The following is a 20,269-nucleotide window of genomic DNA, read 5'->3' as shown; positions in this document are numbered from 1 at the left end:
CTTAGCTTAATGAACTAAATGCGTTTAACAGTTCTTCTTTATCGTCAAAATGGTTTTTTACGCCATTAATTTCCTGGTATTTTTCGTGCCCCTTGCCGGCCAAAACAATAATGTCGCCGGGTTGGGCCAGGTGCACTGCGGTTTTAATAGCCTCACGACGGTCAACAATACTGATGGTTTTGCGCTGGTTCGATGGATCAACTCCGGTTTCCATATCACGAATGATCTGTGCCGGATCTTCCGAACGTGGATTATCAGATGTCAGGATTACCTTGTCGCTCCAGTCACAAGCAGTTTTAGCCATCACCGGGCGCTTGGTTTTGTCGCGGTCGCCGCCGCAGCCAATTACAGTAATCACTTTTTCGTTACCTTTACGAATGTCATGCACCGTACTAAGTACATTTTGCACGGCATCCGGTGTATGGGCATAATCTACAATGCCTATAATCCTGTTTGGCGATATCATATAGTCAAACCGACCTTCAGCACCTTGCAGTTTGCTTAGGCTGGTTAGCACTTTATGCTTTTCCTGGCCTAATAACACAGCCGTTGCATACACAGCCAGTAAGTTGTAGGCGTTAAAGCTGCCTACCATTTTAAACCAAACTTCATCGCCATCTACATTAAGCAGTAAGCCGCCAAACTGATTCTCCAGTATTTTAACCTTAAAATCGGCCATATTTTTCAGGCCGTAAGTTTTTTTAGTGGCTTTGGTATTTTGCAGCATCACATTGCCGTTTTTGTCATCGGCATTAGTAAGGGCAAATGCCCTTTTAGGCAGCATATCAAAAAATCCTTTTTTAGCTTTTAAGTAAGCGTCGAAGGTTTTATGGTAATCGAGATGATCATGTGTCAGGTTCGAAAATATGCCACCGGCAAACGTTAAGCCATCAACCCGGTGCTGGGCAACTGCGTGCGAGCTTACTTCCATAAAGCAGTAATCGCAACCCGACGCTAACATTTGGTCAAGCAACGCATTTAGAGCAACCGGATCGGGCGTGGTATGGGTTGATGGAACTACCTTACCGTTAATTTGATTTTCTACCGTTGATAGCAAACCACATTTATACCCTAAATCTCGGAACAGTTGATACAGCAATGTAGCCGTTGTGGTTTTACCGTTAGTACCGGTTACCCCAACCAGCTTTAATTTTGCCGACGGGTTATCGTAAAAATTAGACGCCAGCATAGCCAATGCAGCAGCTGAGTTTGCTACCATTAAGTAATCAGCTTCGTCGGCAGTGTGGCCAGGTAAATCTTCGCAAACAATAACAACAGCACCATCCTTTACAGCTTGCTCAATATAATCATGCCCATCAACAGCAGTACCGCGCACGGCCACAAAAAGCGATCCCGGCACTACTTTGCGCGAGTCGAACACCACGTTAGTGATCTCCACATCGGCAGCGCCCTGAAGTTCGGTAAAGGCCAGGCCCTCGAGTATATCGCTTAAAAATCTCATTGTAATTCTAAAGTTATTTTGGCCCCCTTCGGAATGATGCTGCCACCTGTTACCGACTGACTTGCTACCACACCACTACCGCGTACTGTCGTTTTATATCCGGCATTACCCAACACGTATAAAGCATCACTCAGTGTCATGCCGGTTACGGATGGTACGGTACCTTTTTTGTACTTAATTTCCTGCGGTGCAATACCATTGCTGGTATCGGCAGAGCGCGGTGCATTGGCAGCAAACAGCGGCTTAACACCCAACTTGTGGTATACTTGCTGTAAGGCCTTCATATTGCCCGTTTTAACCTGAGGCAATTGCGTATTGCCTACATAGTGCGATGGCAAATTTTGATGCATTTCCAGGTCGCTCGAGTAAACCTTATCAGCAATTTCTCTAAACACCGGACCGGCAACCTCAGCACCATAATAACCGTTTTTAGGATCATTCACTACCACAATCAATGAATATTTAGGCTTATCAGCAGGAAAATACCCGGCAAACGATGCCTGGTACTGGCGCCTGGCCTTGTACCCTTTGTTGGCATCGGCAACCTGCGCTGTACCCGATTTACCCGCAATACGGTACAATGGGTTATAAACAATCTTTTTACCTGTACCCTCAGTAATTACACCTTCCATCATCTCCTGCATTTTTTTCAGAGTGACGTCTGAGCAAATTTTCTCGTTAACAACACGCGCTTTAAATTGCTCAACCGGGCTGCCTAATCTTCTGATCTCCCGTACAAAAATTGGGGCAACGTATTTACCGTTGTTAGCAATGGCGTTATAAAACGAAAGCATTTTTAACGGCGTTAACTGCATTTCGTAACCATAAGCCATTTGCGGCAATGACATATTTTTATTCCAGCTTTTATTTTTAGGGCTTTTAACCACAGGCTGCGCCTCGCCCGGAATCTGAAGGTTTAGTTTTTCATTCAGCCCCCACTCATACAGATGGTCGGTAAACTTAGACTGATTGTTGTGGTAATTTTTATCAACTAAATAAGCAACGGCAGCATTTGATGAGGTTTCGAATGCCTTTTTTACGGTTACCACTCCAATACTGCCGTGTGAATCTGTAATGGTATGTCCTTTTATAGGATACGTACCGGTGCCTACCATGGTATTGGTATCTACCAGCTTATCCTCAAGCAATGCCAGGTAAGAGGCAATTTTAAACGTTGAGCCCGGATCTTGATTGCCAGCAATAGCATAATTAAATTTTTCCTGGTATTCGCCCGGTGCAACTTTGCTGTAGTTGGCTACAGCACGAATTTCACCGGTATTAACTTCCATCAAAATAGCAGCACCATGATCGGCGTTACTTTTAATCATTTGCTTTTGCAGCGCATTTTGCACTACATCCTGAAAGTTTACATCAATGGTTGAAATAATGTCAGCTCCCTCTTTGGGTGCAATCTCATCGTCCTGGTTTACCGGCATCCAAACACCACCGGCAATGCGTTGCATTAAACGCTTGCCACTTTGCCCCTCAATATATTCGGCATAAGCGCCCTCTAAGCCTACCGGATTTTTAACGTTTGCGTTTTTGTAACCAATGGTACGGGCAGCCAGTGAACGGAATGGCAAAATGCGTTTATTCTGCTGTACTACAATCAATCCGCCTTTGTACCTGCCCAATTTAAAAATGGGAAACTGGCGTATTTTTTTTAGATCCTGATAAGACACCTTGCGGCGGATTAACTGATACCTGGAACTATCGCGACGAGCCTCACGCAGCATCATCGAATATTCGCGAGCAGAACGATCGGCAAAAAATTGTGACATTTTTGCAGCCAGCGAGTCAACCTTATCATAAAAAACAGTGTCGGCAGCAATACCGCCAGCCAGCATGTCCATATGCAGCTCATACTCAGGCACCGAAGTAGCTAACAAACTGCCATCAACAGCAAAAATATTACCACGGGCAGCGTCAACGTTAAAATACTTTACAGATAAGCTATCTGCCATAGCCTTCCACTTTTTACCTTGCGCAAATTGCAAATAGCAAAGCTTGGTAAATACCGCACCCGCCAATAGCACAATAAGCCCGAATGCCAGGTATACCCTTAATAATATATTAGTCCTGATATTCATTTCTCCACCTCCGCATCTACCAGTTTTTGAGGCGGCTGCATAGGTTCGGTAATACCCAGGGTATCCACCCGTTTAGCCACTTCAGTTTGTGTGCTTTTAAAAGCCATATCAGCTTTCGTAGTTTTATAATCCCAACTTAGCTCTTTTACTTCTTTACTCAGTTTATCTATATTGCGTATGTTATTTTCTGCCTGATGACGGTTGGCGATATACACCATACACAACAAAGCCAGATAAAACACAAAAGGCAAAGCACGGGTTACCGCATCGGTAGACACTACACCTCTCCTGAGTAAATTAGTTACTAAATTTTCGGGCGTATCAGGCACCGGACGCTCCTCTATCAGCAGCTCCTTCTCAACTTCCTCTTCCTGAATTTCTGTACGTAAACGGTTACTCATTTTTTTACAGCTATTCTTAATTTTGCACTACGCGCCCTGTTATTTTCTTTTATCTCATCGGCAGTGGCCGTAACCGCTCCCCGACTTACCGCATCCAGCGGCTTTTGATCGTTACCAAAAAAATCCTTCTCCACTTCGCCGCTAAATTTCCCTTTGGCAATAAAATTTTTCACCAACCGGTCTTCCAGCGAGTGATAAGACATCACCACCAACCGGCCGCCGGCACCTAAAACCTCGGCCGACTGCAACAGAAAGTCTTTTAAAACTTCCAATTCCTGGTTAACCTCAATACGCAGCGCCTGAAAAACCTGCGCCAGGTACTTATTTTCTTTACCCCGGGGTATTAAACCCGAAATAGTGTTTTTTAAATCGGCCACAGTTACAATCTCGCCGTTTAAGCGACCGGTAACTATAGTTTTAGCCAGCGATTTAGCATTCTGAATTTCGCCGTAAATGCCAAAAATGCGATGCAAATCTGCCTCACCGTAAGTGTTAACCACCTGGCGGGCATTTAGCTCCGACATCTGATTCATGCGCATATCCAGTTCTGCATCAAAACGGATAGAAAAACCACGCTCGGCCTGGTCAAACTGATAAGAAGAAACCCCCAAATCAGCCAGTATACCATCTACCGGGATTGCACCATGCAAGCGGCAAAAATTTTTGAGATAACGAAAGTTCTGGTCAACAAACTCAAAACGATCATCTTTAATTAAATTTTGCTGCGCATCCACATCCTGGTCAAAGGCAATTAACCTGCCCTTGCTACCCAAATGCTTCAATATTTCGCGCGAATGGCCGCCACCGCCAAAAGTCACATCTACATAAGTACCATGGGGCTTAATATCAAGCGCTTCGATACATTCCTGCAACATTACAGGCTGATGATAATTACCCATCACCCCTCCTTCCTAAACCACCCATTACCTCTTCGGCCAGGTTGGCAAAGTTTTCGGGAGCGCTATCCATCTGCTCATCATACGCCGCCTGATCCCAAACCTCTATTTTATTAAATTGACACGAGAGCACCACATCTGTACTAATACCTGCATACTCTAAAAGAGCCTTAGGCAACAGCACCCTGTTTGAAGCATCAAGCGATAGCTCTGATGCACCACGGGTAAAGTAGCGGATAAATTCGCGTGTCCTTTTTTCGTATTGATTAAGCTTACTCAAATCGTCTACTATCTTATCCCATTCTTTCCGGGTATAGATTACCAGGTGCTTTTCAAAGCCACGGTTGATCACAAGCCCCTCTCGCTCAGCTTCGGGAAGCTGCTTTTTGAGGCCCGTCGGGATCATCATCCGCCCTTTGGCATCCAGTTTACAATCAAATTCACCTAAAAAATGGGACATGTATAGAGCTATCCTAAAATTCGAATGTAAAAGTAACACAGAATTTCCACTTTCCTCCACTTTTTCCCACTAAAAAGTTATTAACACCACACGTGTAAAACTTTCTTCCCACTTAATCAAAACACGCTACTGCTTAGCAACTTAGCTCTATTTACTTTTAGTAAAATTTAATGAATAATAGTGAATTACCTTGCAAACAATGAGATTTCGCACGGTTAATTTATTTAGAGTGAGATAATTAGATACAGTGATACTATCAATACGGCAGATAACCGCCAGTTTACCCAGAATTACCAGCATATAGTATACATTAATATGGTAACCCTATTTATATTAGCGCATGGATTACTCACAAAGCCTGCCCAAACTTTCGGCCGAAGAAATACGCGTACTGGGCTCCTTAATGGAAAAGAGCCGCACCACGCCCGACTATTACCCCATGACTATTAACAGCCTGACAGCTGCCTGCAACCAAAAATCGTCGCGCAGGCCGGTAGTACAGTATGATGATGACACGGTGGTTAAAGCACTGGATAGCCTGAAAAAGAAAGGACTGGTATCAACTGCTACGGGAGGATCGAGCCGGACAGTGAAGTATAAACACAACTTTGCGATTGTATTTCCGGTGATTCCGGCCGAAGTGGCACTGATCTGCTTACTGATGTTGCGCGGCCCGCAAACGCCGGGCGAATTAAACACCAACTCGGGCAGATTATACGAATTTGAAACCCTGGACGACGTGCAGCAAACGCTGGAAAAGCTAAGCAGTGGTGATGTACCCTATTTAACTTTACTGCCACGCCGCAGCGGACAAAAAGAAGCCCGTTATATGCATTTACTGGGCGAAACGCTGGATATCCCCGAGGATGATGAAACCGAAACTAATTATACCTCTTCAAACTCTGGCAGTAATGTTGCCGCATTAGAACAACGGGTAGCCAAACTTGAAGAGGATCTAAGTGCTATGCGACAGGAGTTTGATAAATTAATGAAGGAATTATTAGGGTAACCAAGCGGCTTGTACGTAAAATATTATCCTGATTACTATGCTTTTTTAAGCAGATGTTATTAAACTTTAGCTAATTGTAAAATAACACAACCTAATTGGCGCTGTTAACGTAAAAAACGTTACCCAACCAAAAGCATGTACATGTGCTGATGGATGGCTTTATTTGCCCGGCAGGGTCGCCAGCCACTGCCGGGCTATTTACCAAAAGATACTATTAGTATATATCTTGTATTGGCAAGTGCCCGTTTGTTTGTTGAATTATCAATAAACAAACGGGCTTTTTTATTACATCACACGCACCTTTAAAAAGCTGGGATGCTGTTTAGAGGTATACACCCGGTGGGTCGCTTTTTTAAAGTCGGTATCCCTGGCTTTCATAATATCCTGAAATTGCTGCGTGTTACGGTCAATCAGAGGGAACCAGGTACTTTGTATCTGCACCATTATCCGGTGACCTTTCTTGAAAGTATGCAGTACATCCTGCAATTCAAAATTTACCGGACTTACTTGTCCGGGTACAAAAGCGGTAGGTTTATCAAAACCGGTACGGTATTTTCCCCGCATGCTTTCGCTGCGTACCATTTGCTGGTAACCGGCCATCTGCACACCTGCTGTAGTAAATTTATTGTTCGTAGCCGTATCCGAATAAACATCTATTACTTTTACCACCCAGTCGGCATCCGTACCGGTGGTTGATACTTTTAGGTTAGCCCAGATATTTCCGGCCAGGGTAACATCGTCAGTCAGCACATCGGTTTGATAAGTAATTACATCGGGCATAGCAGACGCAAAACGCTGATCGGCCGTCATGTAGTCGCGCTCCATGTCGTTGGTCTTTTTCGCATAGTAAGGCACCGGCTTATTGGGGTCTGACACAAACTCAGTGTAAGTATCTTTTGCAGCAGATGGCGCCACGAATGATAACTTACCACCTGGCAAAAAATACAGGTTCTTCTCTTTTGCTGGCGCGGGCGGCCATATATTATAATTTTTCCATTGGTTGGTGCCGGTCTCAAAAGTAGAAACTTTGGGCAAATCAAGTGGTGTACCTTTTAAGTAATGACTAAAAAAGGCAAACTCAATTTTGTCGCGGTAAAAAGGTGCAGTTGCACCGCCAAAGTCCACATCGCCCAAATGGTCGCCTAAACCACCAGCCCAACCACCGTGTACCCACGGTCCCATCGCAAAATAAACCGGCGTATTCGGGTTTTTAGCGGCCAGTGTTTTGTAGGTATTAATGGCGCCATATAAATCTTCGGCATCGTACCAGCCGCCTGTAACCAGTGTAGCCGTTTTAATGTCGTGCAGATGAGGCAATACGTTGCGGTCTTTCCAATGCTGGTCGTAATCGGGATGATCCATCATTTCGTTCCAAAGCCTGATGGTATCCTTAAAGTATTTCACATTGGTATTGCGCGTTGAACCCATTTTCATGAAAAAATCATAGCCATCCTCAGTACCAATATCAAACCTGGCACCGCGGCGCTGGGTAGGCTTATCATCCTGCCGGTTGGTAAAACCAGGATAAAAGCCAAAGTTGGCCGCTAAAAAGAAGGCACCGTTGTGCCAGCCGTCATCGCGCCATAAATCTGCAATGGGGGCCTGCGGCGAAGCAGCTACCAAAGCAGGGTGCCGACTTAGTAATGCGGTTGTAGTATAAAAGCCCGGATAAGAAATACCCCACACTCCTACCTTACCATTATTATTGGCTACGTTTTTTAGCAGCCAGTCAATGGTGTCGTAAGTATCTGTGCCTTCGTCAACATCTTTATTAGTTTTATGAACTTCCAGTTCGGGTGTCATCTCCTCGTACATCCCTTCGCTCATCCAACGACCACGTACATCCTGGTAAACAAAAATAAACCCATCCTGCATAAACTGTGCAGACGGGCCTAACCGGAGCTTATAAGTATCGAGACCATAAGGTGCTACGCTGTAACAGGTACGGTCCATCATAAACGGATATTTCTTAGACTGGTCTTTGGGTACATATACCGAGGTAAACAGTTTTTTACCATCACGCATAGGTATTTGGTATTCGTATTTGGTATAATGGTCTTTTGCGTAAGCTGCATCGGCAGCGCTGATGCCGGGTTGCCCGACCGCCGCAAAGGCAACCAAAACACCAATAATAGATAAGAGAATTTTCATGCTGGGGGGATTAAAATTTAAACATACAAAAAAGGCTGCTTTGTAAAAGCAGCCTTCAATAAGTTCGGTATTTAAATTATTCGTTAATCGCTTTAACGCCCGGCAACTCTTTACCTTCCATATACTCCAACAGCGCGCCGCCGCCTGTTGATACATAGCTCACCTCATCGTTTAAGCCGAATTTAGAAACTGCAGCGGCTGAGTCGCCACCGCCAATCAGTGAAAAAGCGCCGTTTTGCGTGGCTTTAACAACAGCTTCGGCAACAGCTTTGGTACCTTGTTCAAACTTTTCCATTTCGAAAACGCCCATCGGGCCGTTCCACAAAATGGTTTTCGAACCTTCAATGACCTGAGTAAAGGCTTTAATAGAGTCGGGACCGATGTCTAAGCCCATCCAGCCCTCTTTAATATCTTTGTTAGAAGCAGTGTCTGTATTAGCTTCATTAGCAAAAGCATCGGCAATGATCGAATCAGTTGGCAGCAACAGATTTACTCCTTTATCTTTTGCTTTTTGGATAAGTTGCAAGGCCAGTTCCTGCTTATCCTCTTCTACCAGTGATTTACCGATGTTACCACCTTGTGCTTTGGCAAAGGTATAGGCCATACCACCGCCAATAATCAGGTTATCTACCTTATCGAGCATGTTCTCTATTAGCAATAACTTGTCGCTTACTTTGGCTCCGCCCATAATGGCGGTGAAAGGTTTGGCTGCGCCGTTTAATACCTTTTCGGCATTTTTTAACTCGGCACCCATCAGGTAGCCAAAGTATTTAGCATCCGGAAAAAACTGCGCAATTACCGCGGTTGAAGCATGGGCGCGGTGGGCTGTACCAAAGGCATCGTTTACATAAACGTCGCCCAGTTTGGCTAATTTTTCGGCAAAGTCTTTATCGCCTTTTTCCTCTTCTTTGTAAAAACGTAAGTTTTCTAACAACAGCACTTCGCCATCTTTAAGTGCAGCAGCCTTGTCGGTAGCTTGCTGGCCAATACAATCATCAGCAAACTGAACTTCTTTACCTAATAATTCAGACAAATGAGGGATGATGTGTTTAAGCGAATATTTTTCGGTCGGCCCTTCTTTTGGACGACCCAGGTGCGACATCAAAATCAGTGCGCCGCCATCAGCCAAAATCTTTTTCAAGGTTGGCAGCGCTGCAGTGATCCGGTTATCGTCGGTTATTTTATAATCTTTATCCAGTGGAACGTTAAAATCAACCCTGATCAGGGCTTTTTTTCCGGCAAAGTTTAATTGGTCAATTGTTTTCATGAAGTTAACACGTCAAATGAGCGGCCAAATTCAGAAATTTAAATTACAATAACCAAAAAAGTGTGCAATTTACACTAAGAAACTTTTTACACACTTACGGCAAACGTGATTGCCATTAATACAACCCACCAACAAATTACTGTATTTTTAAATACATGGCGTAGTGCGGGCCGATACCCGCAATATCAAACTCAGGCGATACCACCTCGAACCCCAAATTGCCATAAAAACCGGCAGCAACTTTACGCGCGTTACACCAAACATAATTTACCTTTTGCCCGCGCAAATAAACAACAGCAAAGTTAACCAATTGGGTACCTAAGCCTTTACTTTGATAAGGCTTTAGTGTTGCCATGCCCCTGAGCTGGTAACCCGCACCTGCAAACTCGAGGTACGATTGCGGATGGAACGAGGCTATGCTTACTAACTGCTCGCCATCAAAATACCCGAGATGAAAACTTGCCGGATGGTCGTCGCCCTGAAAACGGCATTGCTCTAAAGTAAGCTTGCCCTCTCTCAATATCTCATTACGAATAGGCAAAATATCGTCTTTTGATATAAATTTTATCATTTGCGTAATTACTGTTAAATCCTTTTTAACGATTTATACTGCCGGCAAACTTGCAATCTTCTCAACCAGATCGGCCAGGCGACTGCTATACCCCATTTCGTTATCATACCAGCCTACTACTTTTACTAAATCGCCCACAATGGAGGTTAACTGTGCATCAAATATACAGCTGTGCGGATTATCTAAAATATCAGTTGATACAATTGGATCTTCGGTGTATTCCAAAATAGTTTTCATTTCGCCGTCGGCCGCCTGCTTGAAGGCCGCGTTGATAGTTTCGACCGTTGCCGGCTTTTTGAGCAGACAGGTAAAATCGGTTAATGACCCATTAAGCACCGGAACCCGTATACCAGCACCACCCAATTTGCCATCCAGATGCGGGAATATAGACGTGATGGCCTTAGCCGCACCCGTGGTAGTTGGAATAATAGAAGCCGACGCAGCACGTGCCCGGCGCAAATCTTTGTGCGGTGCATCGTGCAGGTTTTGGTCGCCAGTCATGGAGTGTACCGTAGTTATATAACCTTCAATAATACCCCAATGTTCTTCGAGCACTTTAACCATAGCAGCAACGTTGTTGGTAGTACACGAAGCATTAGATAATACCTTCGAGCGCAAGTCCACATCGGCATCGTTTACGCCCAACACTACGGTAGGTACGGTTTTGCCACCGGCCGGTGCCGATAAAATAACTTGTTTGGCTCCTGCAGTTAAATGCTGGTTAGCACCATCCAGCGAAGCAAACTTACCGGTTGATTCAATCACCAGATCAATACCTAATTCTTGCCAGGGCAAGTTAACGGGTATACTTTCTGATAGTACTTTGATTGTCTTTCCGTTAATATAAAGATTGTCATCATCAGCGTACACCTCGCCTCTAAAGCCGCGGTGTACCGTATCATACTTAAACAAGTGGGCCAGCGTACGGGTATTAGTAATATCGTTGATGGCCACCACCTCAATGCTTGGCCTTACCAAAATATTACGTAAAAAAATGCGGCCTATACGGCCAAATCCGTTAATGGCAATTCTCATGGTAAATGCGCTTTATCTTTGGCAAAAGTATAAATTAACAGGGCTTACTAAACAGCTACAATTCCATAACGCTGTCATAAATCATCTGTGTAGGAGATTGTATGGCCGTTTAACCTTCCTTTAAAACTCTAACACTATTTTACCGGTATGGCTACTGCTCTCCATTAAGCGGTGAGCACCTTCAGCATCATGAGCAGGAAAAGTTTGATGAATAACCGGCTTAATAACACCTGTGATAATGAGAGGCCAAACATGCTTGAGCAAGGCCTGCGCAATAGCCGATTTAAAAGCTGTATCTCGTGCGCGCAGTGTAGAACCGGTAAGGGTTAAACGCTTACGCATCACAACACTTAAATCCACGTTGGCATCTTTACCCTTCATGGTATTAATCATAACTAAACGCCCGTCTTCGGCCAAAACCTCGATATTGCCGGGGGTGTAATCACCTCCTATCATATCCAGAATTACATTAACACCTTTGCCTTGCGTAATTTGCTTAATCACTTCCACAAATTTTTCTTGCTTGTAATTTACCGCTTTGGCAGCCCCTAACTGCTCACAAAACCGGCACTTATCATCGCTGCCGGCGGTTACATATACGGTATTGCCCAAAGCCTTTGCTACCTGAATTGCAGTAACTCCTATACCGCTGCTTCCACCGTGCACCAGCAAACTTTCGCCTGGCTGCAGTTTACCCCGGTCAAAAACATTACTCCATACGGTAAATAAAGTTTCGGGTAACGAGGCTGCTTCTGTAAAACTTAGCTGGCCTGGCACCGGTAAACATTGCCCCTCCGGCGCTACGCAATACACTGCATAACCGCCACCACTCACCAGCGCACAAACGCGGTCGCCAGGCTTCCATAAAGTAACTGCCGAACCTACGGCTTCAATTACACCAGCTACTTCTAAACCTGGTATATTTTGCGGCGCCCCGGGCGGGGGCGGATATACACCTTTGCGCTGAGCCACATCCGGCCGGTTAACGCCCGCAGCAGCTACTTTGATCAGTACTTCGCCGGGTTGGGGTTCGGGCTTCTGTACGTCAGTTAATTTCAATACTTCCGGACCGCCGGATTGCGTAATAACAATGGCTTTCATCTATTAATTCTATTTATCCAATAACTTCGGTACGGTAGTTAAGTTTCGCTAAACAATTTACGGCTAAATTTAAAGCGGCGTCTGCAATCCTTGCCTGTGGTTTTAAACGTATATTTGAACAAAAACACTAAATAATTTATGTCTTTATCTATAGGCCAACCGGCCCCTCAGTTCACCCTGATTTCGTCTGATTTAAAAGAAACATCATTATCTGATTTTAAGGGACGCAAAGTAGTAATTCACTTTTTTCCGATGGCTTTTACCGGCACTTGCACCACGCAACTTTGCACCCTGCGTGATAATTTTGGATTTTACGAAGGCATGAATGCCGAAGTGTTAGGCATCTCGGTAGACTCGCCGTTTACGCTGGCTAAGTTTAAAGAAGAAAACCATTACCAGTTTCCATTACTATCCGATTTTAATAAAACAGTTTCTGAAAGCTACGGCGCTTTTTATGATGAATTTGTATTTGGCTTAAAGGGTGTGGCCAAACGCGCAGCTTTTGTAATTGACGAAGACCAGCAAATTATTTACGCTGAGGTATTACAGTCGGCCGGCGATTTGCCCAATTTTGATGCGATTGAAGATACGCTGAAATAAACATTTTGATTTGATCTGCGGGGCGTTAGTCTTTAACAACGAAAGATTAACGCCTTTGAGTTACTGTATACCCTATTCATTTATCAATGCTATTCCCTGTAAACCAGATAAAATGAATGTTTAACTCAGCAGCTACCATGACAACTATAAAATATCTTACTGATTATTAATCAAATACAGTACATTTATAAATTTATCTGATATTTTTTATCAAATTTATTTGAGGATTATCAATCTAATACTATCTTTGCACTCCATTCAAGGACGGACTTGTAGCTCAATTGGATAGAGCGTCTGACTACGGATCAGAAGGTTAGGGGTTCGACTCCCTTCAAGTCCACTTTTTTATCATAAAGCCTTTCCGTATTATTGCAGAAAGGCTTTTATTTTTAAATTAAATTCAAAGGATGCTAAACCTTGTTTTGTTCGGCCCTCCCGGCGCTGGAAAGGGCACACAATCTCAAAAACTGATTGAAAAATACGGATTAATTCACCTTTCAACCGGTGATCTGTTACGTAACGAAATAGCACAAGGCACTATCCTTGGCTTAGAAGCTAAGAAACTGATGGACGAAGGTCTGCTGGTTCCGGACGAAGTAGTGATTGGCATGATTAGCAACAAATTGGATGCTAACCCACAAGCCAAGGGCTTCATTTTTGACGGTTTTCCGCGCACGGTAGCTCAGGCTGCAGCGCTGGACACTCTTTTGAGCGAAAAGAACACGGCAATATCAGGAATGGTTGCTTTGGTAGTTGACGATCAGGAACTGGAAAACCGCCTGTTGCTTCGCGGCAAGGATTCGGGCCGGCCGGATGATGCCAACCCCGAAGTGATTCGTAAACGCATTAACGAATACAATAGCAAAACCGCACCTGTAGCAGAGTTTTATAAAGGGCAGGATAAGTTTACCAGCATTAACGGTATCGGCTCCATCGAAGAAATATTCGGATCAGTCTCTTCGGTTGTAGACCAGTACTAAGATATTTATTATTCACCTACAATTTCGGATTTAGACAGAACGCACGGAACTGTTTGAATCCGAATTTGTTGTTTAAAGACCGAGCATACAAAATGTGAGGTTATGAAATTAATTACAAATAGTTACGTCGCTCATCGACTAACGGACTACAAAACACTACTCTCATGAGCCAAGGTTCCAACTTTGTTGATTACGTAAAGATATGTTGCCGGTCGGGCAAAGGCGGAGCAGGCTCCACGCACCTTCACCGTGATAAGCATACGGCCAAAGGCGGCCCTGATGGCGGCGATGGTGGCCGGGGCGGGCACGTGACCGTAAAAGGTAACTCCCAGTTATGGACTTTACTTCATCTTAAGTATCGTAAACATATTATAGCTGGCGATGGCGAAAGTGGCGGCAGTGCATTAAGGTCGGGCAAAACCGGCCGGGATGAAATTTTGGAAGTGCCTTTAGGTACCATTGCTAAAGATGCAGAAACCGGAGAGGTATTATTTGAGATTACCCAAGACGGCGAAACTAAAATATTAACACCAGGTGGCCGGGGTGGTTTAGGCAACTGGCATTTTAAATCATCTACACAACAAACACCACGCTTTGCACAACCCGGCGAGTCTGGTCAGGAACACTGGAATATACTTGAACTAAAGCTTTTAGCCGACGTTGGTTTAGTAGGCTTCCCGAACGCAGGTAAATCTACCCTCCTTTCAGTAGTATCAGCTGCCAAACCCGAGATTGCTGATTATGCTTTTACCACCATTGTACCCAACCTGGGCATTGTGGCTTACCGCAACAATAAATCTTTTGTGATGGCCGATATTCCGGGCATCATCGAAGGTGCCTCTAAAGGCAAAGGATTAGGCTTTAGGTTTTTGCGGCATATTGAACGTAACTCGGTGTTACTTTTTATGATTCCGGCTGATACTAACCGAAGTATTAAACAGGAATACCAAATACTGTTAAACGAATTGCAGGAATACAACCCAGAATTGGCACACAAACCGCGGGTGCTGGCCATTACAAAGTCAGATTTATTGGATGATGAGTTACAACAGGAAATGAAAGCCGAGTTACCGGCCGGGTTACCAACCGCATTCATTTCATCTGTAGCCCAGCAAGGCCTGGATGCCCTGAAAGATTTGCTTTGGACAGAAATTAATAAATAAGCTGTTAACTCACTTTATAAACAACACGGGCTGCGTTTGATGATCAAACGCAGCCCGTGTTATTTATGAGTATTTACAATTAGTATTATGGAAATACAACGCTGTTATATTTATTGACATCTGCTTGCGGAACGTTAGAGCCATATTTAGCGTTGGTGGCTTTTATAAACTCATTAGCGATAATAGCATAACCCTTCGGCGTCAAGTGTACGCCATCTAATGAAAACAAGCCTCCGCTGATGTAAATGGCACTCAGGTTAACACCGTTAATTAACAACCCTTTTTGCTTAACATTATTTAGAAAAGTATAAGCATCAAATAAAGCTAAACCTTTGGCAGCGGCTAGCGAGGTAATGGTTTGGTTATAAGCAGTTACGTAATCGCGCACCAGGGTTACCTCATTGGCGTCCAGCACATATTGGTTTTCGATAGGATTTAACGGAGACACGCCGTAACCATTTACACCCAATTTGCTGGTCGGGAAAGTCAACGTAATCAAATCGGCCGTAGTGGCCGCGCGGGTTTCGTAAGTCGTGGTACCGGCATCAGATGTTTTGCGGGCGCTTACATAAAGCGTAGTCACCGTCGGAGCCGCTCTTTGCACCGCGGCCAACAATACCGGGATTGTTACCGTGTTAAAGAATGGTATAGTACTTACATCAGGCACGGTAGCTATTGCTCCCTTTTTGCCTCCCGCTGTTAATTTTTCAATTACTGCAGAATAGGCAGCAGTAAACTGACTTTTATCGGTCAATGTTTCGTTTACGCCACCAGCGGTTGCATAACCCAATGCATCATTATTGCCTAACCAGCAAGTAAAAAAGGTATACGGCTTTGCTGTAATATAATCCAGATATGTAGTATTTGCAGTTGGGTACGATGCGGCTTGCAAACGCTCGAAGTAAGGGTTAAGATTGCCGTAACCTGCAATTGCGGTATGAATTACTTTAATGCCCGGAATACCGTAATTGCTGTTGTCACCTGTGTATTTGGTAAATAGCACCGGGTTGGCGCTTCTTACGGCCGTAGCAGGCACATCAACAATAGATGGTGTACCATCGGCATTAAACTTATCGATTTTCCGGTAGCCGGTTCCGCTGGCCTGCGCTTCGCTAAATAAAGGCTGACTGAAATTACCGCCGCCTACTGCTTTTAACTGGTCGGCAATGATATTGGGGAAAGAATTGATCTGCCCAGTACGGTACAAGCCCCCATCGGCATACCCTGCGGTTTGCGAATCGCCTACGGCGATATATGCCGAAAAGTCGACCCCACCGTTACTGGCCGGAGCAACATCAACATCCGGTTTACAGGCCGCTAACAACAGCAAGCCCGACAGTAAAATATTTTTGTAATTATTAAATTTCATTTTATTGTTGTAAAAACGGCTACAATTTACTTAAAAAATTTCTTATTCTCTGATTACCAGTGGTAAACTAAAGCTACGCCTGGAATATAAACATTGCTTCTAAACGTTCCTGATAATTGCGACTCGATATTGGTTTGGGTACGGCTGGCCAAATGTTCGTACTCAAAAGAAAGATCGATATCAAAATGCTTATTCACCAAATAACTTAAACCGGCGGTGTAAAATGCGCGGTTGGCATCAGGCACCTCAGGTGTTACGTAACCGTCTCTAACCGGTGTTGAGGCGTAACCGCCACCTGCACGCAGCATCAACTGGCTAGCAGCTTTGTATTGCACACCTGCACGCAAACTCACCGCATTTTTATAGTTGCGTGGCGAGTAAGTGTCTTGTAGTACGCTGGTGTTGTTGGCATAATCAAAAGCCAGGGCTTTGTAGCTATCAAAATGCACGTAGTTGGCATCTACCGCAACCAGCCATTTTTTAGCGAAGCTGTAACCTAAACCTATCGAAGTAGTTGCTGCCAAAGGTAATTCGGCATTAAAAGTGTTAGGGTTTGGAAAGTTAGCCTGCAAACTCGCCGGAACTCTGAAATAAGCATCGCCATTAGTCAATTTGGTATTTACTTTAGAACGATGGGTAATACCAATAGTTAAACCTGTTTTAGTGTCAATAAACACACCGGCGTTAAAGCCAATACCGCTTCCACCGCCCTTAAGCTCGGCCTCTCCTTGCGGATTACTGGCATCAGCCAGCGGGATGGCACGTTTAAGGTTTACAGAACCGTGGTTGTAAACAAAACCGGCACCGATGCTAATAAAGTCGGCCAGTTTAATACTTATAGTAGGTTGTATAAATATGGTTTTTAAATCAAGCGAAGTGAGCGTGTATTTGCCCGGCCAGTTGTTACCCCAATCAGTTAAACCACCAAACGGCGTATAAACGCCCAAACCCAGTTTCCAACTGGCGGCTTTAGGGCCCCATACGGCATAGGCATTAAATGGCGGCGCTACCTTATCTGCAGTATTATACTGCACGTTTGAGCCGGCCTGTACAAAGCCCGATTTAAACAGCAAGGGGCTTACACCGGCCTGTAAATAATTTTCGGATAATTTAGCTACGGCACCTGGGTTAAAAAACACCGACGAACCATCAAGCAGCAAACCTGTACCGGTATGCCCCATACCTATTTGCTTTTGCCCTTCCAGGTTAACCTGAAAACCCTGCGCAAAAATCACAAACGGCACGAATGCAAAAAACAGCGATAGTAAAACTTTTCTCATCTTAGCAATTGGTTTATAAATAGATACCTTTTTAAAAAGGGCCGCTAAGATACTTATTTTATTATAATAAGTATAGCTCAATTTTTAGTTAAAATTCTTCAGGTTAGGTAATTAAAAATTCATTATAAAGCTTAACTTTGCGCTCCGAAATAGTGTGTTTTTACTATATAAGCCGCTGTTTTAATGGTTAGTATAATTAAATATTACGTAAGGTATATATGCCAAACATTGGAAAAATCTCACAAATTATTGGTCCGGTAGTTGACGTAAGCTTTAGCGATGATGCTCATCTTCCTAAAATTTACGATGCGCTGGAAATCACCAAAAGCAATGGACAAAAAATTGTTTTAGAAGTTCAGCAACACCTGGGCGAAGACCGCGTTCGCGCAATCGCTATGGATTCTACCGACGGTTTGTTGCGCGGTATGCCGGTAACCGACTTAGAGTCGCCTATCCGTATGCCTATCGGCGACGATATCAAAGGCCGCGTATTTAACGTAGTTGGCGAGGCTATTGACGGTATCGAGTCATTAAGTACAGCTAATGGTCGTCCAATCCACGCTACTCCTCCAAGATTTGAAGATTTATCAACCGAAAGCGAAGTACTATTTACCGGTATTAAAGTAATCGACTTATTAGAGCCTTATGCTAAAGGTGGTAAAATCGGTTTGTTTGGTGGTGCTGGTGTAGGTAAAACTGTATTAATTCAGGAACTGATCAACAACATCGCTAAAGCATATTCTGGTTTATCAGTATTTGCCGGTGTAGGTGAGCGTACCCGCGAAGGCAACGACTTACTGCGCGAGATGCTTGAATCGGGCATTATCAAATACGGTGAAGAATTTATGCACTCAATGGAGTCGGGCGGATGGGATTTGTCGAAAGTTGACAAAGAAGAGTTGAAAGATTCTAAAGCAACCTTCGTGTTTGGCCAGATGAACGAGCCACCGGGTGCACGTGCACGTGTTGCCCTTTCAGGTTTAACTATTGCCGAATATTTCCGCGATGGTGATGCTGAAGGAAAAGGCCGTGATATCCTGTTCTTCATCGATAACATTTTCCGCTTTACCCAGGCAGGATCTGAAGTATCGGCTTTATTAGGCCGTATGCCATCAGCAGTAGGTTACCAGCCAACACTGGCTACCGAGATGGGTGTGATGCAAGAGCGCATTACGTCAACCAAACGTGGTTCAATTACTTCGGTACAGGCTGTATATGTACCTGCAGATGACTTGACCGACCCTGCGCCGGCCACAACCTTCGCCCACTTAGATGCTACTACTGTACTTTCACGTAAAATTGCTGAGTTAGGTATTTACCCTGCGGTTGACCCTCTGGATTCAACTTCACGTATCTTAAGCCCTGCTATTTTAGGTAACGAGCATTATAACACTGCACAACGCGTAAAAGAGATTTTACAACGTTACAAAGAGCTGCAGGATATTATCGCCATCCTGGGTATGGACGAGTTATCCGAAGAAGATAAATTAACAGTATCTCGTGCACGTCGTGTACAACGTTTCTTATCTCAGCCATTCCACGTAGCAGAGCAGTTTACCGGCTTAAAAGGTGTATTGGTAGATATTAAAGATACTATTAAAGGCTTTAACATGATTATGGATGGCGAAGTGGATGAATATCCAGAAGGTGCATTCAACCTGGTAGGTAGCATTGAAGATGCTATTGAAAAAGGTAAAAAACTGATAGCAGAAGCAAATAATTAATTGTTGCGGGTTGTGCGTTACGAGTTAATTGAAAGCATACATCAGAAAACAACTCGCAACTTGCAACCCAAAACCCGCAACTTAGAAATATGACTTTAGAAATTCTTACTCCCGATAAAAAAGTGTACGAAGGCCAGGTAACCTCAGTTACTGTTCCGGGCACTATGGGGTCATTTGAAATATTAAACAATCACGCGCCTATCATCTCTACGCTCGAAGATGGTAAACTTACCGTTCGCGGTGCTAAAGACGATGTGTTTTTTATTAAAGGCGGCGTGGTTGAAGTAAACAATAACAAAGTGATGGTATTAGCCGAAGGCATTACCCACCGTTAAACCATAACGCTTACAAAGCTTTAAACCCGGCCTTTTCAGGCCGGGTTTTTTTATACCATTTAGTGCACCTCTCCGGTTTTAAGCACGAATTTGCCTGCCTTGCTATGCATGCATAACATTAATACCAAATACCAATTTCAACTTTGGTATGCACACATCAAAATATTATTCTACATTTATACAAATTATCATAACAAAATTTTATTTAATTAATTAATTCAAAATAAAAAACTTAATTAAAATAATATTTTAGTCTATTGTAATGCAAAGCGCATCTCGCTAACTTACCAATATTAAACGTTAAACTAATTTTAGAAAAAGCGCACTAACGAATATTCAGTATTGAAATAGGTAACACCAACCTTTCAATAGCTT

General features: G+C 43.8%; 18 protein-coding genes and 1 tRNA gene. 7 read left to right on the top strand and 12 right to left on the bottom strand.

Annotated features, from left to right (window positions below):
• Position 1: 1 nt before the first annotated feature.
• The 5 genes from AAGR14_RS03510 to mraZ are packed head-to-tail and all read right to left on the bottom strand — an operon-like array spanning position 2 to position 5,309.
• Entirely contained in the window at positions 2-1,462 is a 1,461-nt protein-coding gene (locus AAGR14_RS03510; RefSeq protein WP_342647215.1) for a UDP-N-acetylmuramoyl-L-alanyl-D-glutamate--2,6-diaminopimelate ligase, read from the bottom strand.
• Positions 1,459-3,552, bottom strand: a complete 2,094-nt coding sequence (locus AAGR14_RS03505; protein WP_342647214.1) for a penicillin-binding protein — start codon at positions 3,550-3,552, stop codon at positions 1,459-1,461. The genes AAGR14_RS03510 and AAGR14_RS03505 overlap by 4 nt, the downstream gene beginning before the upstream one ends.
• Positions 3,549-3,953 (bottom strand): FtsL-like putative cell division protein, encoded by a 405-nt coding sequence (locus AAGR14_RS03500; RefSeq protein ID WP_342647213.1) that lies wholly within the window; start codon positions 3,951-3,953, stop codon positions 3,549-3,551. Before AAGR14_RS03500 ends, AAGR14_RS03505 begins: the two co-directional genes overlap by 4 nt.
• Positions 3,950-4,852 (bottom strand): 16S rRNA (cytosine(1402)-N(4))-methyltransferase RsmH, encoded by a 903-nt coding sequence (gene rsmH, locus AAGR14_RS03495; RefSeq protein ID WP_342647212.1) that lies wholly within the window; start codon positions 4,850-4,852, stop codon positions 3,950-3,952. The genes AAGR14_RS03500 and rsmH overlap by 4 nt, the downstream gene beginning before the upstream one ends.
• The gene (gene mraZ, locus AAGR14_RS03490) at positions 4,845-5,309 is read right to left on the bottom strand and encodes a division/cell wall cluster transcriptional repressor MraZ (protein ID WP_342647211.1); all 465 of its coding nucleotides are present in this window, start codon (positions 5,307-5,309) and stop codon (positions 4,845-4,847) included. Before mraZ ends, rsmH begins: the two co-directional genes overlap by 8 nt.
• A gap of 340 nt (positions 5,310-5,649) precedes the next feature.
• Here mraZ and AAGR14_RS03485 point away from each other — a divergent pair, with 340 nt between their 5' ends.
• A complete protein-coding gene (locus AAGR14_RS03485) occupies positions 5,650-6,318 on the top strand; it encodes a YceH family protein (RefSeq protein WP_342647210.1) in 669 nt (222 codons plus the stop codon).
• A 285-nt stretch (positions 6,319-6,603) separates the two neighbouring features.
• On the opposite strand, the gene AAGR14_RS03480 is transcribed toward AAGR14_RS03485, so the two are convergent.
• From AAGR14_RS03480 to AAGR14_RS03460, 5 genes are all read right to left on the bottom strand, one after another.
• Complete coding sequence (locus tag AAGR14_RS03480; RefSeq protein WP_342647209.1) at positions 6,604-8,469, bottom strand: CocE/NonD family hydrolase; 1,866 nt, start codon at positions 8,467-8,469, stop codon at positions 6,604-6,606.
• 76 nt (positions 8,470-8,545) lie between these two features.
• A complete protein-coding gene (locus AAGR14_RS03475) occupies positions 8,546-9,736 on the bottom strand; it encodes a phosphoglycerate kinase (protein WP_342647208.1) in 1,191 nt (396 codons plus the stop codon).
• Between the two features lie 136 nt (positions 9,737-9,872).
• Positions 9,873-10,307, bottom strand: a complete 435-nt coding sequence (locus AAGR14_RS03470; protein WP_342647207.1) for a GNAT family N-acetyltransferase — start codon at positions 10,305-10,307, stop codon at positions 9,873-9,875.
• 33 nt (positions 10,308-10,340) lie between these two features.
• A complete protein-coding gene (gene gap / locus AAGR14_RS03465; protein WP_342647206.1) occupies positions 10,341-11,342 on the bottom strand; it encodes a type I glyceraldehyde-3-phosphate dehydrogenase in 1,002 nt (333 codons plus the stop codon).
• Positions 11,343-11,462: 120 nt separating this feature from the next.
• Positions 11,463-12,443 carry an NAD(P)H-quinone oxidoreductase gene (locus tag AAGR14_RS03460; protein WP_342647205.1) on the bottom strand — a complete coding sequence of 327 codons (981 nt, stop codon included), beginning with the start codon at positions 12,441-12,443 and terminating at the stop codon, positions 11,463-11,465.
• Between the two features lie 138 nt (positions 12,444-12,581).
• Here AAGR14_RS03460 and AAGR14_RS03455 point away from each other — a divergent pair, with 138 nt between their 5' ends.
• The 4 genes from AAGR14_RS03455 (at position 12,582) to obgE (ending at position 15,186) form a co-directional block, all read left to right on the top strand.
• On the top strand, positions 12,582-13,043 hold the full coding sequence (locus AAGR14_RS03455) for a redoxin domain-containing protein (protein ID WP_342647204.1): 462 nt from the start codon (positions 12,582-12,584) through the stop codon (positions 13,041-13,043).
• Between the two features lie 266 nt (positions 13,044-13,309).
• Positions 13,310-13,383: transfer RNA gene (locus AAGR14_RS03450), tRNA-Arg, on the top strand.
• Between the two features lie 67 nt (positions 13,384-13,450).
• Complete coding sequence (locus AAGR14_RS03445) at positions 13,451-14,023, top strand: adenylate kinase (RefSeq protein WP_342647203.1); 573 nt, start codon at positions 13,451-13,453, stop codon at positions 14,021-14,023.
• Positions 14,024-14,187: 164 nt separating this feature from the next.
• Entirely contained in the window at positions 14,188-15,186 is a 999-nt protein-coding gene (gene obgE / locus AAGR14_RS03440; protein WP_342647202.1) for a GTPase ObgE, read from the top strand.
• 85 nt (positions 15,187-15,271) lie between these two features.
• Here obgE and AAGR14_RS03435 read toward each other — a convergent pair whose 3' ends face one another.
• Positions 15,272-16,555, bottom strand: coding sequence for an SGNH/GDSL hydrolase family protein (locus AAGR14_RS03435; RefSeq protein ID WP_342647201.1), 1,284 nt, complete (start codon positions 16,553-16,555; stop codon positions 15,272-15,274).
• 53 nt (positions 16,556-16,608) lie between these two features.
• The gene (locus tag AAGR14_RS03430; protein ID WP_342647200.1) at positions 16,609-17,835 is read right to left on the bottom strand and encodes an outer membrane protein transport protein; all 1,227 of its coding nucleotides are present in this window, start codon (positions 17,833-17,835) and stop codon (positions 16,609-16,611) included.
• Between the two features lie 218 nt (positions 17,836-18,053).
• On the opposite strand from AAGR14_RS03430, the gene atpD reads away from it, so the two are divergent.
• Together atpD and atpC are read left to right on the top strand one after the other, a co-directional pair.
• Positions 18,054-19,559: a F0F1 ATP synthase subunit beta gene (atpD, locus tag AAGR14_RS03425; RefSeq protein WP_342647199.1), complete on the top strand. Its 1,506-nt coding sequence runs from the start codon at positions 18,054-18,056 to the stop codon at positions 19,557-19,559.
• Between the two features lie 89 nt (positions 19,560-19,648).
• The gene (gene atpC / locus AAGR14_RS03420; protein ID WP_342647198.1) at positions 19,649-19,894 is read left to right on the top strand and encodes an ATP synthase F1 subunit epsilon; all 246 of its coding nucleotides are present in this window, start codon (positions 19,649-19,651) and stop codon (positions 19,892-19,894) included.
• Positions 19,895-20,269 lie beyond the last annotated feature (375 nt).

This window comes from Mucilaginibacter sp. CSA2-8R (assembly GCF_038806765.1).
Classification (GTDB): Bacteria; Bacteroidota; Bacteroidia; order Sphingobacteriales; family Sphingobacteriaceae; genus Mucilaginibacter.
This window is presented reverse-complemented; position numbering and strand designations above follow the sequence as displayed.

Bases quoted from the DNA above. Each gene is read 5' to 3' on its own strand.
- AAGR14_RS03510 (WP_342647215.1), bottom strand. From the start codon at position 1,462: ATGAGATTTTTAAGCGATATACTCGAGGGCCTGGCCTTTACCGAACTT.
- AAGR14_RS03505 (WP_342647214.1), bottom strand. From the start codon at position 3,552: ATGAATATCAGGACTAATATATTATTAAGGGTATACCTGGCATTCGGG.
- AAGR14_RS03500 (WP_342647213.1), bottom strand. From the start codon at position 3,953: ATGAGTAACCGTTTACGTACAGAAATTCAGGAAGAGGAAGTTGAGAAG.
- rsmH (WP_342647212.1), bottom strand. From the start codon at position 4,852: ATGGGTAATTATCATCAGCCTGTAATGTTGCAGGAATGTATCGAAGCG.
- mraZ (WP_342647211.1), bottom strand. From the start codon at position 5,309: ATGTCCCATTTTTTAGGTGAATTTGATTGTAAACTGGATGCCAAAGGG.
- AAGR14_RS03485 (WP_342647210.1), top strand. From the start codon at position 5,650: ATGGATTACTCACAAAGCCTGCCCAAACTTTCGGCCGAAGAAATACGC.
- AAGR14_RS03480 (WP_342647209.1), bottom strand. From the start codon at position 8,469: ATGAAAATTCTCTTATCTATTATTGGTGTTTTGGTTGCCTTTGCGGCG.
- AAGR14_RS03475 (WP_342647208.1), bottom strand. From the start codon at position 9,736: ATGAAAACAATTGACCAATTAAACTTTGCCGGAAAAAAAGCCCTGATC.
- AAGR14_RS03470 (WP_342647207.1), bottom strand. From the start codon at position 10,307: ATGATAAAATTTATATCAAAAGACGATATTTTGCCTATTCGTAATGAG.
- gap (WP_342647206.1), bottom strand. From the start codon at position 11,342: ATGAGAATTGCCATTAACGGATTTGGCCGTATAGGCCGCATTTTTTTA.
- AAGR14_RS03460 (WP_342647205.1), bottom strand. From the start codon at position 12,443: ATGAAAGCCATTGTTATTACGCAATCCGGCGGTCCGGAAGTATTGAAA.
- AAGR14_RS03455 (WP_342647204.1), top strand. From the start codon at position 12,582: ATGTCTTTATCTATAGGCCAACCGGCCCCTCAGTTCACCCTGATTTCG.
- AAGR14_RS03445 (WP_342647203.1), top strand. From the start codon at position 13,451: ATGCTAAACCTTGTTTTGTTCGGCCCTCCCGGCGCTGGAAAGGGCACA.
- obgE (WP_342647202.1), top strand. From the start codon at position 14,188: ATGAGCCAAGGTTCCAACTTTGTTGATTACGTAAAGATATGTTGCCGG.
- AAGR14_RS03435 (WP_342647201.1), bottom strand. From the start codon at position 16,555: ATGAAATTTAATAATTACAAAAATATTTTACTGTCGGGCTTGCTGTTG.
- AAGR14_RS03430 (WP_342647200.1), bottom strand. From the start codon at position 17,835: ATGAGAAAAGTTTTACTATCGCTGTTTTTTGCATTCGTGCCGTTTGTG.
- atpD (WP_342647199.1), top strand. From the start codon at position 18,054: ATGCCAAACATTGGAAAAATCTCACAAATTATTGGTCCGGTAGTTGAC.
- atpC (WP_342647198.1), top strand. From the start codon at position 19,649: ATGACTTTAGAAATTCTTACTCCCGATAAAAAAGTGTACGAAGGCCAG.